The sequence below is a fragment of the Microbacterium sp. WCS2018Hpa-23 genome (genome assembly GCF_031843845.1).
In the GTDB taxonomy this organism is placed as follows: Bacteria; Actinomycetota; Actinomycetes; order Actinomycetales; family Microbacteriaceae; genus Microbacterium.
This window is the reverse complement of the sequence record NZ_JAVTIZ010000003.1, coordinates 163,135-175,845: the sequence shown is the minus strand read 5'-3', so window position 1 is coordinate 175,845 and position 12,711 is coordinate 163,135. Positions and strand designations below refer to the sequence as shown.

11 protein-coding genes are annotated in these 12,711 nt (G+C 68.1%); 5 read left to right on the top strand and 6 right to left on the bottom strand.

Annotation, left to right across the window (positions count from 1 at the left end; genetic code table 11):
• Positions 1-32: 32 nt before the first annotated feature.
• Both alr and RQG77_RS06325 read right to left on the bottom strand, forming a co-directional pair.
• Positions 33-1,163, bottom strand: a complete 1,131-nt coding sequence (gene alr, locus RQG77_RS06330; protein ID WP_311243978.1) for an alanine racemase — start codon at positions 1,161-1,163, stop codon at positions 33-35.
• Complete coding sequence (locus RQG77_RS06325; RefSeq protein ID WP_056310400.1) at positions 1,160-2,638, bottom strand: amino acid permease; 1,479 nt, start codon at positions 2,636-2,638, stop codon at positions 1,160-1,162. The genes alr and RQG77_RS06325 overlap by 4 nt, the downstream gene beginning before the upstream one ends.
• Positions 2,639-2,928: 290 nt before the next feature.
• On the opposite strand from RQG77_RS06325, the gene RQG77_RS06320 reads away from it, so the two are divergent.
• Positions 2,929-3,981 carry a homoserine dehydrogenase gene (locus tag RQG77_RS06320; protein WP_311243977.1) on the top strand — a complete coding sequence of 351 codons (1,053 nt, stop codon included), beginning with the start codon at positions 2,929-2,931 and terminating at the stop codon, positions 3,979-3,981.
• On the top strand, positions 3,981-5,390 hold the full coding sequence (locus RQG77_RS06315) for an aldehyde dehydrogenase family protein (RefSeq protein ID WP_311243976.1): 1,410 nt from the start codon (positions 3,981-3,983) through the stop codon (positions 5,388-5,390). The genes RQG77_RS06320 and RQG77_RS06315 overlap by 1 nt, the downstream gene beginning before the upstream one ends.
• 55 nt (positions 5,391-5,445) lie before the next feature.
• Here RQG77_RS06315 and RQG77_RS06310 read toward each other — a convergent pair whose 3' ends face one another.
• The gene (locus tag RQG77_RS06310; protein ID WP_311243975.1) at positions 5,446-5,889 is read right to left on the bottom strand and encodes an Lrp/AsnC family transcriptional regulator; all 444 of its coding nucleotides are present in this window, start codon (positions 5,887-5,889) and stop codon (positions 5,446-5,448) included.
• A 113-nt stretch (positions 5,890-6,002) separates the two neighbouring features.
• Between RQG77_RS06310 and RQG77_RS06305 the strand changes: the two genes are divergently transcribed.
• Together RQG77_RS06305 and RQG77_RS06300 are read left to right on the top strand one after the other, a co-directional pair.
• A complete protein-coding gene (locus tag RQG77_RS06305) occupies positions 6,003-7,217 on the top strand; it encodes an aminotransferase class V-fold PLP-dependent enzyme (protein WP_311243974.1) in 1,215 nt (404 codons plus the stop codon).
• A 128-nt stretch (positions 7,218-7,345) separates the two neighbouring features.
• Positions 7,346-8,098, top strand: coding sequence for an SDR family NAD(P)-dependent oxidoreductase (locus tag RQG77_RS06300; protein ID WP_056310430.1), 753 nt, complete (start codon positions 7,346-7,348; stop codon positions 8,096-8,098).
• Positions 8,099-8,302: 204 nt separating this feature from the next.
• Here the strand turns inward: RQG77_RS06300 and hisD are convergent, their stop codons facing one another.
• The gene (gene hisD / locus RQG77_RS06295; protein ID WP_311243973.1) at positions 8,303-9,619 is read right to left on the bottom strand and encodes a histidinol dehydrogenase; all 1,317 of its coding nucleotides are present in this window, start codon (positions 9,617-9,619) and stop codon (positions 8,303-8,305) included.
• Positions 9,620-9,695: 76 nt separating this feature from the next.
• Here hisD and RQG77_RS06290 point away from each other — a divergent pair, with 76 nt between their 5' ends.
• Complete coding sequence (locus tag RQG77_RS06290; protein WP_311243972.1) at positions 9,696-10,622, top strand: LysR family transcriptional regulator; 927 nt, start codon at positions 9,696-9,698, stop codon at positions 10,620-10,622.
• 13 nt (positions 10,623-10,635) lie between these two features.
• Here RQG77_RS06290 and RQG77_RS06285 read toward each other — a convergent pair whose 3' ends face one another.
• Both RQG77_RS06285 and RQG77_RS06280 read right to left on the bottom strand, forming a co-directional pair.
• Positions 10,636-11,529, bottom strand: a complete 894-nt coding sequence (locus RQG77_RS06285; RefSeq protein ID WP_311243971.1) for a nitrilase-related carbon-nitrogen hydrolase — start codon at positions 11,527-11,529, stop codon at positions 10,636-10,638.
• Positions 11,522-12,691: a hypothetical protein gene (locus tag RQG77_RS06280; protein WP_311243970.1), complete on the bottom strand. Its 1,170-nt coding sequence runs from the start codon at positions 12,689-12,691 to the stop codon at positions 11,522-11,524. The genes RQG77_RS06285 and RQG77_RS06280 overlap by 8 nt, the downstream gene beginning before the upstream one ends.
• Positions 12,692-12,711 lie beyond the last annotated feature (20 nt).

Below are 12,711 nucleotides of genomic sequence, written 5' to 3'. Positions count from 1 at the left end.
GCTCCTTCGTGCGGGTCGAGATCACGGCAATCCTATCCGGCGGCCGCGACCGGACGACGCGGCAGGAGCCGCCCCCAGGCGACGTAGAGATCGGCAGCGATGTGACCGTGCGACCGCTCGACATCGGCCGGGGCGATCACCTCGTCGCCTTGCCGGCCGAACAGCACCACCTCGTCTCCCGGCGCTGCACGCGGGATGCTCGAGACATCGACGAGGAAGCTGTTCATGGCGATCCGATCGACGATCGGTGCACGTCTCCCCCGCACGAGCACCTCGCCGGTGCCGCTGAGGCTGCGATGGATTCCGTCGGCATATCCCAGAGGGATCACGGCCAGACGCGCATCGTGGTCGAGACGGTGCCAGCGCTCGTATCCCACAGTGCTGCCACGCGGATAGGCATTGATCGCCGCGATCCTCGACACGACCCGCATGGCAGGACGCAGCGCGCCGCCGACCGTGTCGGAGTCGCCATACAGCCCCGCGCCGATGCGCACGAGGTCGAACCGAGACTCGGGCACCGTGAGTGCCGCGAACGTGGTCGCGCAATGCCGCGCGATCCGATCACACGCATGCGTTCCGGCGAGCAGCACACGAGTCTCCTCGTCGAAGCGCGATGCGCCCTCGGCCACATCGGCAGCGTCTTCGCAGGGGAAGTGGGAGCACAGGCCGACGACCTCCAGGTGCGGGTCTGCGAGAACGGCGGTCACGGCATCCAGGCCCCCGGCTTCACCGAGGTCGATGCCGTCGCGACCGAGCCCGGTCGAGTTGAGCGAGAGATGCACGCGAATCCTGACCCCCCGCGCCGCCGCGGTCACTCCCACGATTCCCGCGTGCTCGACTCCGCCGACCCATTCCTCCAGGCCGAAGCGGATGCCGTCGTCGATCTCCTCCCGCCCGGCGGGGCGCACGCGCATCAGTCGCCCGACGAACCCCGCCGCACGAACGGCGGCGGCGTCGTCGTTCGAGGCCACCCCGACGATCGCGATCCCCTCGGCGACGAGCAGCGGTGCGACGATGTCGATCCCGTGCCCGTAGGCGTCGGCCTTCACGACCGCGCAGAACCCGACCTCCTCGCCGAGCTCTGCGCGGATCGTGCGGATGTTGTGCGTGATCGCGTTCCGGTCGATCTCCACCCACCCCGCCGCGGACGACGGAGCCGTCATGCCTCGACGGACTCGGCCTCGTGATCCTGCACGACATCACGTACGCCCTGGCGACCGTGACGCCACCAGAAGTACAGGTAGCAGGCACCGACGAAGGGGATGCCGAAGTAGAGCGCGGCCACCTGGTTCGGGTCGAACGCGATCGCGATGATCGAGATGAGCAGCAGAGAGAATGCGACGATCGGCAGCGCGGGGTAGAGCGGCGTGCGGTAGGCCAGATCCTGCACGCGTCCTCCTTCGCGCACGAAGGCGCGGCGATGGAAGAACTGCGAGGCGACGATCGACATCCACACCGCGACGACCGCGAATCCGGCGATCGACACGAGCACCAGGTAGACCGTTCCGGCCGCGATCACGCTCGTCAGCAGCGAGACGAGACCGATGAGGATGCTGACGCTGAGCGCGATGAGCGGCACACCCCGCCGGGTGAGGCGGGTGAACGCCTTCGGGGCGTGACCCTCCTCGGCGAGCGAGAACAGCATCCGCGCGCAGGAGAAGAGTCCGCTGTTGCCGGCCGAGAGAAGCGCCGTGATGATCACGAAGTTCATGATGTCGGCGGCGTAGGGGACGCCGACGTACTGGAAGACGTCGACGAACGGGCTGCTGGTGACGCTGGCCTGGTCGTACGGCAGGATCGCGGCGATGACGGCGATCGCCCCGACGAAGAGCACCACGAGGCGCAGCACCGTCGAGCGCAGGGCACGGGGGATGTTCTTGGCGGGGTCCTTCGTCTCGCCGGCGGCGACACCGATCAGCTCCGAGCCGCTGAACGCGTAGAAGACGGCGAGGGCGGTGACGATCACACCGCTGAATCCGTTCGGGAAGAGGCCGCCGGGAGTCTCGAAGTTGCTGAAGAGCAGTGCCGGCGGATGCTCTGGAGACAGCGGTGTGAATCCGAAGATCGCCGCGCCGCCGAGCACGATCAGGCCGACGATCGCGATGACCTTGACGAGCGAGAACCAGAACTCCGCCTCGCCGAACACGCGAGCCGAGATCGCGTTGAGCAGGAACAGCACCGCGGCGAAGATCAGGCACCACAGCCACACCGGAACCCCGGGGAACCAACGCTGCATGAGGATGCCGGATGCCGTGAACTCGGATCCGAGCGCCACCACCCAGCAGAGCCAGTACAGCCAGGCCGTGGTGAAGCCGGTCGCCGGGCCGATCGACCGCGACGCGTAGATGTGGAAGGCACCCGAGACCGGGTACGCGACCGCGAGTTCACCCAGGCATGCCATGACGAGGTAGACGACGAAAGCGCCGATCAGATACGCGATGATCGCGCCGAGGGGTCCGGCCTGCGAGATCGTGTAGCCGGAGCTGAGGAACAGCCCCGAGCCGATCACCCCGCCGAGCGCGATCATGATCAGGTGACGGGCATCCATGGTGCGCTGCAGCCGACGCAGCGGCACCTGGGTGGCCGTCGTACTCGGCAGGACGTTGGGGAGGGGCTTCTCGCCGGGAAGAGGCGTCATCGGAACTCTCAATCGGGTTGTATGTGCATCATATTCACATCTATGTGCCAATGACGCATTTTCTTTGGTGATCTGCGGGGACACTATCTCCTGAGATATCCGGTGCGCAAGAGCACTCCTGCGGATTGGCCCCCGCATCCGCCACCACCGACATTCCGGGCGAGAAGCTGCCATTCCGCCCACTCCCGCTGCCGTTCTGACAGGCGCGCACAGACACCACGCGCGCTGAGGATGGACACATGTCAGCGCGGCGACGCCGGCGACAGTCCACGTAGAGAAGGAGAACCCCGGTGACTCACCACGACCTCGCCCTCATCGGCTTCGGAGGCGTCAACCGCGCCCTCGCCGAGATCATCCACGACCGAGGCTCCGACCTCGCCGACGATCTCGGCTTCACCCTGAGAGTCGTGGCGATCACGGATCTGCGGTTCGGCTCCCTCATGCAGGAGGACGGCATCGACCTCGGAGCCGTGCTCGCGATGACCGGCGAGGACTCGTTCGCCGGGATGCCGGGTGGAGACGTCGATCCTCGCAACGACCACGTCATCCGCACCACGACGGCGGGCATCATCGTCGAGGCGACCTACACGAACCCGATCGACGGCGAACCTGCGATCTCGCACGTCCGCGCCGCCCTCGAGAGCGGCAAGAGCGTCACGACCACGAACAAGGGGCCCGTCGCACTCGCGAGCGCCGAACTCAACCGGCTCGCAGAGCAGAACGGCGCCCGCTTCGAGTACGAGGGTTCTGTGATGAGCGGCACTCCCGTGCTGCGGCTGGCACAGCAGACGCTCAAGGGACTCCGCATCAGCCGCATCCAGGGAATCCTCAACGGCACGAGCAACTTCGTGCTCGGCCAGATGGAGTCGGGCAAGTCGCTCGGCGATGCCGTGGCCGAGGCTCAGGCGTTGGGTTACGCCGAGGCCGACCCCACCGCCGACATCGAAGGATCCGACGTGCAGCTGAAGGTCGTGATCCTCGCCAATGAGCTGCTCGGCGCCGAGATCACCACGGCCGACGTCTCTCGCGTCGGCATCAGCGGGATCACCGCGAGCGATGTGATCGCGGCAGCGGCGGCGGGCGAGCACTGGAAGCTCCTCGGCACGATCACCCGCGACGAGTCGGGCGCCGTGACGGCATCCGTCCAGCCCCTCTCGCTGGCCGCCGACCACCCTCTCGCAGGCATCTCCGGAGCGACCAACGCGATCGCGTTCACGACCGACATGCTCGGCACCGTCACGATGTCCGGCCCCGGCGCCGGACGCCTCGAGACGGCCTACGCGCTGCTGTCCGACATCATCGCGATCGATGCGCAGCAGGCGTCACTCGTCGGAGCGGCGTGATGAGCGCGCCCGCCATGGAGGCTCCCGTGACGCAGGCGTCGCTTCTCGAGGTGCTCGACCCGTACAACGGCGAGGTGATTGCCCGCCTCTCCCAGCACTCGGTCGACGATGTCGACGAGATCATGTCGCGCGCGCGGCTCGGCGCCACTCTCTCGGGCGACCTGTCGAGATTTGCGCGGCACCGGATCCTGGATCGCGCAGCGCGGATCCTCGAGGGCCGCGCCGAAGAGGCAGCGACCCTCATCGTCCGCGAAGCGGGGAAGACGATCACTCAGGCGCGCAAAGAAGTGCAGCGAGCCGTGACCACGATCTCCCTCTCGGCCGAGACCGCTCGCGCCTTCGACGGCGAGGTCATTCCCTTCGACGCCTACGAGGGCTCCGCGAATCGGCGCGGCTGGTACACACGAGAGCCGCTCGGCGTGATCCTCGCGATCACGCCCTACAACGACGCCCTCAACCTCGTCGCCCATAAGATCGGCCCGGCGATCGCCGGTGGCAACGCCGTGATCCTCAAGCCGTCGCAGTTCACCCCGCTGACCGCGCGGTTCCTCGTCGACGTGCTGCTGGAGGCAGGACTCCCCGACGAGATCATCACGGTCGTCCACGGCGACCGGCACGTGGCGCAGGCGCTCGTCGCCGTGCGCGACATCCGCATGGTGTCGTTCACCGGAGGATTCGCCACCGGTGAGGCGATCGCCCGCACCGCGGGTCTCAAGAGGCTGGCGATGGAGTTGGGCGGCAACGCCCCCGTGCTGGTGTTCGCGGATGCCGACATCCCGGCCGCCGTCGAGGCCTGCGTGTCCGGCGCATTCTGGGCTGCGGGGCAGAACTGCGTCGGCGCGCAGCGCATCCTCATCGAGCGCTCCGTGTACGCCGAGTTCCGCGACCGATTCGCGGCTCGCACCTCGATGCTTCGCGCGGGAGACCCCGTCAACCAGGCGACCGACGTGGGTCCGATGATCTCGGTCGCTGCGGCGACGCATGCCGAGCGCGTGGTCGACGACGCCGTGCGGGCGGGGGCGCGCGTGCTCGCCGGGCACCGGCGGGAGGGCTCGGTGTACTGGCCGACCGCTCTCGAGAACGTCTCGCCCCGTTGCGAGGCCTGGAGCGAGGAGGCGTTCGCGCCCATCGTCGTCTTGGCTGCGTTCGACACCGAAGACGAGGCCGTGGCCGAGGCGAACAGCATCGACTACGCCCTGCACGCCGCGGCGTTCACCTCCGACATCACCCGCGCGCTGCGCGTCGCCGAAGCACTCGATGCCGGGGGCGTGATGATCAACGACTCCTCCGACTACCGCATCGACAGCATGCCGTTCGGCGGATCGAAGTACGGGAGCATGGGGCGCGAAGGCGTGCGCTTCGCGTACGAGGAGATGACCCAGCCGAAGGTCACCTGCATCACCACCTGAGATCTCCTCGCGGAGGGGGAGGGGTCCGCGGGGGATGCCCTGCCCCTCTGCGAGGTCACGCCCGGTCGACCACCCGGGTCAGCGACACCGCTGTGACGGTGTTCGCGACTCCCGGGAGCGCTGCGAGCATCTCCCAGATCTCGCCGATGCGATCCATCGACTCCGCTTCCAGCGTCACCAGCAGGTCGAAGTCACCCGAGAGCACATCGCACCGACGCACTTCGGGAATCTGGGCGATCTCCGAGACGACGCCGCCCCCGCGCATCCGATCGCTGCGGTAGACCAGCACGATGGCCGAGACGGGCGAGCCGCCGGCACGTCCGGGAACGACGCTGTAGCCGCCGATGACGCCCTGACGCTCCATCCGCTCGATGCGCTGCTTGACGGCGTTGCGCGACAGATGCACCTGGGCTGCAAGGGTGACCAGAGGGATGCGGGCATCCTCGGTGAGCGCCGCAAGTATCTGACGATCGATCTGATCGAGATGAAGCCGCTCCATCGAGACCTCCTGAGACAGTGCAAGCTCATGCACGATTAGCAATTGCGTGTGTCTATTATGCACCTTAGAGTGAAAGACGGCACTGGAAGACGGTGCGGAACGAAGGAGTCACGATGGGCGCTCGACCCGACCGCAAGGATCTGCACACGCTGTCCGACCTCAGCCTGGCCGTGCATGCAGGCAATCAACTCGATTCGACGTTGGCGCTGCGCACGCCTCTCGTGATGGCGAACTCGTTCCAGCTGCCCGACGACCCGAGCGAGATCAGCTGGTCGGCCACCGCACCCGGGCTGTACACCCGCAACACCGGGGTCAATCAGGCGGCACTCGAGCAGAAGCTCGCCGCCCTCGACGGCGCCGAAGAGGCGGTCGCACTCGCCTCCGGAGTCGCGGCCCTGCACGCGGTGTTCTTCACCCATGTGCGCGCCGGTGATCATGTGGTCGTGAGCGATGTTGTCTACGAGGCCACCTGGCGGCTGTGGACCGAGCTGCTGCCCCAGCGCTACGGCCTCGAGGCGACCTTCGTCGATATCAGCGACCTCGACGCGGTGCGGGCGGCCATGCGCCCCGAGACGCGCCTCGTGTGCATCGAGGCCATCGCGAACCCGACCACCAAGGTCGCCGACGTGAGCGCGGTCGCCGAGATCGCCCACGCCACAGGCGCCATCCTCATGGTCGACTCGACCTTCTCGCCGCCGCCGTTCTACCGACCGATCCACGACGGCGCCGACCTGGTGGTGCACTCCCTCACCAAGTACCTCAACGGGCACGGCGACGCCATGGGCGGCTCGGTCTCGGGGCGGCGCGATCTCATCCAGGCGATCAAGGCCGATGCCATGGTCGACGTCGGCGGCATCATCTCGCCCTTCAACGCCTGGCAGATCCAGCGCGGCACCGTCACCCTGCCCCTGCGCCTGCGCCAGCACTTCTCGTCGGCGCTGCAGATCGCGCAGATGCTCGAGGCCGACCCCCGGGTGGAGTACATCTACTATCCCGGCCTCGAATCGCATCCGGATCACGCTCTCGCCGTGCGGCAGTTCGGCGGGCGCGGCTTCGGTGGAATGATGTCGTTCGCCGTGACGGGCTCCCCCGACGTGCAGAACCGGTTCGTCGCGAACCTTCGACTGATCACCTCGGGGTTCTCACTCGGTCACGACGACTCGCTCATCGTGCACACCGGCACCGAGGGCGGCCGTGTCGCCACGTACCCGGCACCGTTCCGAGAGTTCGGACACCTGCGTCTCTCTGTGGGCCTCGAGGATGCCGACGACCTGGTCGCCGACCTCTCCGAAGCCCTGGATCTCACTTTCGGCGCCGATTCGCGATAGAGCAGAGGAGCCGAGAAAATCCATTCACGCGCATCCATCCCCCCTCTTCCGGGCGTAGGCTGGAACCCTAGGACGGACCGTCCGAGAAGATCTCCCGGCACCGCGATCGTCCGGAAGAGGAGTCACTCGTGGCTCAGTACGACGTCTCGAACCGCTCGGCGATCGTGACGGGAGCAGGCAGCGGAATCGGACGCTCGACCGCTCTGCTGCTCGCCCGGAACGGCGCATCCGTGGTCGTCAACGACCTGAACGCGGAGCACGCGAACGCGGTCGTCGACGAGATCCGCGCCGCCGGCGGCACCGCCGAGGCATCCGTCGGAGATGCGACCGACACCGCCTGGATCGCCAGCTCGATCGAGCTCGCGAACACGCTCGCCCCGCTGCGCATCGGCGTCAACAACGCCGGCATCGGCGGAGCATCCGCTCCCACCGCCGAGTACGACGACGAGGCCTGGGACAAGGTCATCTCGATCAACCTCAACGCCGTCTTCCGCAACATGAAGGCGCAGATCCCCTCGATCCTCGCGAACGGCGGCGGCTCGGTCGTCAACATCGCGTCGATCCTCGGCAGCGTCGGCTTCGCCGGCTCCCCCGCCTACGTCGCCGCCAAGCATGCGGTCGTCGGCATGACCAAGTCGGCCGCCCTCGAGTACTCCGCTCAGGGCGTGCGCGTGAACTCGGTCGGCCCCGGATTCATCGACACCCCGCTGCTGGCCACCATGGGTGACGAGGCCAAGGACTTCCTGATCAGCAAGCACCCGATCGGACGCCTCGGCCAGGCCGACGAGGTCGCAAACCTCATCGCCTTCCTCGCCAGCGACGCCGCGAGCTTCATCACCGGCAGCTACCACCTCGTCGACGGCGGCTACACCGCTCTCTGAGGCTCGTTCGCTGCGCACGCCCGACCGCGCGCAGCACACGTGCAGGACGAAAGCGCGGATGCGGGGCGAGATCACCGATCTCGTCCCGCATCCGCGCTTCTCTCCTGCACCCGGCACCGACCTACCCGTCGGCACCGGCTTTCACTCCTGCATCCGGCACCGACCTACCCGTCGGCACCGGAACAGGCCCAGTGGCCACGCCCGTCAGGCGAGGCGGTCCAACCGCAGCGTGGCCGTCGCGCTGTGCGCGGCCATGCCCTCGGAGTCGGAGATCACCTGCACCGCGTTGGCCAACTCGGGCGTGGCCTCGCGGCTGATGCGCTGATAGGTGAGCGGCTTGAGGAAGCGCGACACCGAGAGCCCGGCGCTGTGCTTGGCGCCCCCGGCCGTCGGCAGCACGTGATTGGTGCCCGCCATGCCCTTGTCGGAGTAGGCGACGGTGCTCCACGGCCCGAGGAAGATCGAGCCGTAGTTGCGCAGATTCTCGTGGTACCAGTCGTCGTCGGCCGTGAGCAGTTCGAGGTGCTCGGGGGCGAGATCGTCCATGAGCGCCGCAGCGGTCTCGCGGTCCTTCGCCACCGTGACCACGCCGTAGTCGCGCCACGCGGCACCCGCGATGTCGACGGTCGCCAGGGTCTCGAGCTGCCGTTCGATCTCGGCGATCACGGCATGACCGTGCTCTTCGGATGTCGTGATGAGCGCCGCGGGCGAGTTCGGCCCGTGCTCCGCCTGCCCCAGAAGGTCAGCGGCGACGAGCACGGGGTCGGCCGTCTCGTCCGAGATGACGGCGACCTCGCTGGGACCGGCCAGCAGGTCGATCGCGACCGTGCCGAACAGCTGGCGCTTGGCCTCGGCCACGAACGCGTTGCCGGCACCGACGAGCATGTCGACGGGCAGGTCGCCGAGCAGCCCGTAGGCCATCGCGGCGAGCGCCTGCACTCCGCCGATCACGAACACGCGGTCGACACCCGACAGGTGCGCGGCGTAGACGACGGCGTCGTTCGCTCCGCCGTCGGGCTGCGGAGGCGTGCAGGCGATCACGGTCGGCACTCCGGCGGCCTTCGCCACGCCGACCGTCATGAAGGCGCTGGCCGTGAGCGGGAAGCGCCCGGCGGGCAGGTAGGCGCCGACGCGCGAGACGGGGATGCACTTCGCTCCGGTCACGATCCCGGGCACGAACTCGGTCTCGAAGTCCGTCAGATGCTCGCGCGAGGCGCGGGCGAACGCCTGCGTGCGCTCGGCGCCCAGCTCGATCGCGGCGCGCAGGTCGGGGTCGAGGCGATCACCGCTCGTCGCGATCTGCTCGGCGGTGAGCTCGATGTCGGTGCCCTGGTAGTTGTCGAGCTTGCGCGCATAGTCGAGCACGGCATCGAGGCCTCGCTCGCGGATGTCGGCGAGCATGTTCGTCACGGTCTCAATGACGGCCGGATCCCGCTGCGCGGCGGGTGCATCGATGAGCGGGGACTTGAGGTGGTGGAAGTCGCCGTCGTAGCGGGCGAGGACTGCTGAGGAGTAACGCATGCAGGAAGGCTAGATCCGACCGATCCACGAGACAACCCTGATGATCCTGCGCAAGCCATCGGGTTTACCATTGGGTGTGACCATCACCCAGCTCACGGCCTTTCTCGCCGCTCTCGACGACGGCTCGTTCACGGCGGCCGCGAAGACCCTCGGCATGACGCAGGCATCCGTCTCCGAGCTGGTCGCCCGGCTCGAGCGCGAAATCGGCGTCGCGCTGTTCGCCCGCGGCAGCAGACGGCTCGTGCCGACGGCCGCGGCGCTCGAACTGCGACCGCACGCGGCTCAGGCGGTGAGCGCGGTGCAGAACGGCATCGACACGATCCAGGCCCTGGCCTCACTCGATCGCGGCACCTGCACCTTCGGCGTGCTGCGCAATGCGGCGTACTACGCGCTCGCGGATCTCGCCGAGACCTTCCACCACCGGCATCCGAACGTGCGACTGCGACTGGTCGGCATCAACTCCGCGCACGTGGCTCGTTCGATCGCCGCCGGGGAGCTCGAGGCCGGCCTGCTCGTGCTGCCGGTCGATGAAGACGGTCTCGAGGTGCGCCCGCTCTTCCGCGACGAGGTGCTCTATGCGTCGGCCACGCGGGCACCAGGCGCGGGCGCCGTCACGATCGACGAGGTCGCCGACGCCAAACTCGTGCTCTACGACGCCTTCGCCGGGTGGGATGACCCGACCAGGCGACAGCTTCTCGAGCGCGCACGGCTCCGGGGCCTGACGATCGACCCCGCGGTCGAGGTCGAGCACGTCGAAACCGCGCTCAGCCTGGTCGCGGCGGGCACCGCCGACACGATCGTGTCGCGCTCGATCGCGGAGTCCGAGGCCTTCCCCGCCGGCATCCGCACGTTCCCCTTCGCCGAGCCGATGCACGACACGATCGCCCTCGTGCAGCGCGAGGGCGTGCTGCTCTCACCCGCGACGCAGAAGCTCGCGGAACTGGCAGAGCGGATGCTGCGCGAACGCCTGCCCGAGCACGAGGGGCGCACGGCGCTCGGCTGACGCCGGATTCCACTCAGTACAGGTCGGCCCGGCGGTCGGCGAACAGGTCGTTGTGCGGAGGCAGCGACTTGTTGCGCGCGGCGTCGAGCGACAGCAGGGCTGTCGCCCCCATCACAGCTCGGAAGGCGACGATCCAGCCTTGCTCGTCGATGATCGCCGTGCCGTCGGTCCAGTCGACCCCACGCTCGGACCCCCAGCGATCGGCGATCACGACCGGCAGCCTCGACGATCGCGCCGATGCCATCGCCTGGATCAGTTCGGGAGCGTGTTCTCCCTCGGGGCGAGGAACGAGCGGCCAGTTGACGGGCAGTGCGAGCACGTCGGCGCCGGCGAGCGCCAGGCGACGAGGAACTTCGGGGAACTCGTTGTCGTAGCAGAGCGCCACGCCGAGGCGACCGAACGGGGCATCGACCACCATCCCGGCTTCCGCCCCGCTCTCGAAGACCGACTTCTCGGCACCCCACAGGTGCGACTTGCGATAGTCGGCCAAGCGCCCGTTGCGGGTGAGCACCGCGGCGGTGTTGAAGAGCCGGTCGCCGTCGCTCTCGGCGTACCCCACCACGACGACGGCATCCTCGGGGATCACCTGCTGGACCACCGACCACCGCGGGTCGTCGGCGCTCATCGCCGCACCTCGCGCTTCATCCTGATCGGTGAACACGTAGCCGCTCGTGGCGAGCTCCGGCAGCACGATCAGTTGCGCCTCACGCCGGGCGGCCGCCGAGATCGCCGAGCGGATGCGGTCGAGATTGCCCTCCAGATCGCCGATGACGATCTCGGGCGACACCGCCGCGACTCGCAGCCCCACGGCATCCACTGCTCCGGCATCCGCTACTCCCTCGCCCGAAGCGGAGACGCCGGGGCGCGAGGAGCCGGAAGCCCCTCGCGCCCCTGCATTCTCAGTCATCTTCGGTGGCGGTGACCATCACTCCGAGCGGGGCCAGGTAGCCGTTGGGGTCGATGGTCCAGTCGGCGGCGGCTGCCGCCTCGACGACCTCGGGTGCCCACTCGAGGTAGACGCGGTCGTCGCCGCCGTTGATCACGAGCACCGTGCCGGTTCCGGTCTCGTCTCCCTCGACGCAGACGTACGAGCGCCAGCTGCCCTCGGGAACCGAGAAGGTGTCGCCCGCGCCGAGCGTGACCGCGGTCGAGGGATCGCCGTTGAGCGTGACCTCCCAGCGGCCGGTCTTGAACAACAGAGCCTGCGTCTTGTCGTGGCGGTGGCGGAGCACGCCCTGCCCCGCCTCGGCACGCACCCACGCGAGGTTGAACGAGTGGGGTTCGGTGACGTTCGGCACCTGACGGCGGTTCTCGCTCATGCCGTACCCGATGGCGGTGGCCAGCTCGACCCGACCGCCGTCGACCGCTGCGCAGAGCAGCGCCGCCGACGAGTACTTGCGGTCACCCGGCTGAATGACCCGCGAGCGCATGTCCTCGACCGTGTAGGTCGTGAGCTCGTCGATGTAGTGCTGCTTCATCGGCGTGATCAGCGGCACGTCATCGGGCAGCACGTCGCCCGCGACCGTGTCGATGAGCTTGTTGTCGGCCGTGAGGTGCAGCCCGTAAGACTCGGCTTCGCGCAGCACCGACGGACCCCAGATGATGCCGCCGTTGTCGTCGCGACCGAGCACCGTGTAGAGGATGCCGTCATCCGGCCCTTCGTTCGTGAACCCGCGGAAGATCCAGGTGGGGATCGTGACGATGTCGCCGTCGTGGCTGATGTACTCGCCCTGCGTGCCGTCGACCCCCCAGCGGAGACGGAACTCGCCGCCGAGGTTGATGAAGACCTCTGCGGTGAAGTGCAGGTGCAGGTTGTTCGAGATGCCGTTCGGCATTCCGGCTGCACCGGTGTTGAACCCGTGGTTCACCTCGAGGTTCACGTACTGGCTCGCGTTCTGCGAGACGCCGGCACCGATGAAGGAGTAGTTCTCCTTGCGGTCGGAACCGGGGGTACGGCAATCGATGAATGCCGAGTTGCACGGCACCCAGTCGGTGCGACGGATGGTGCGGCGTTCGATCTCGTCCGCGGGGACGATGACGTCGACCTGGTCGACGATGGCGTTGCTCATTTCTTCTTCTCCCTGTCGAT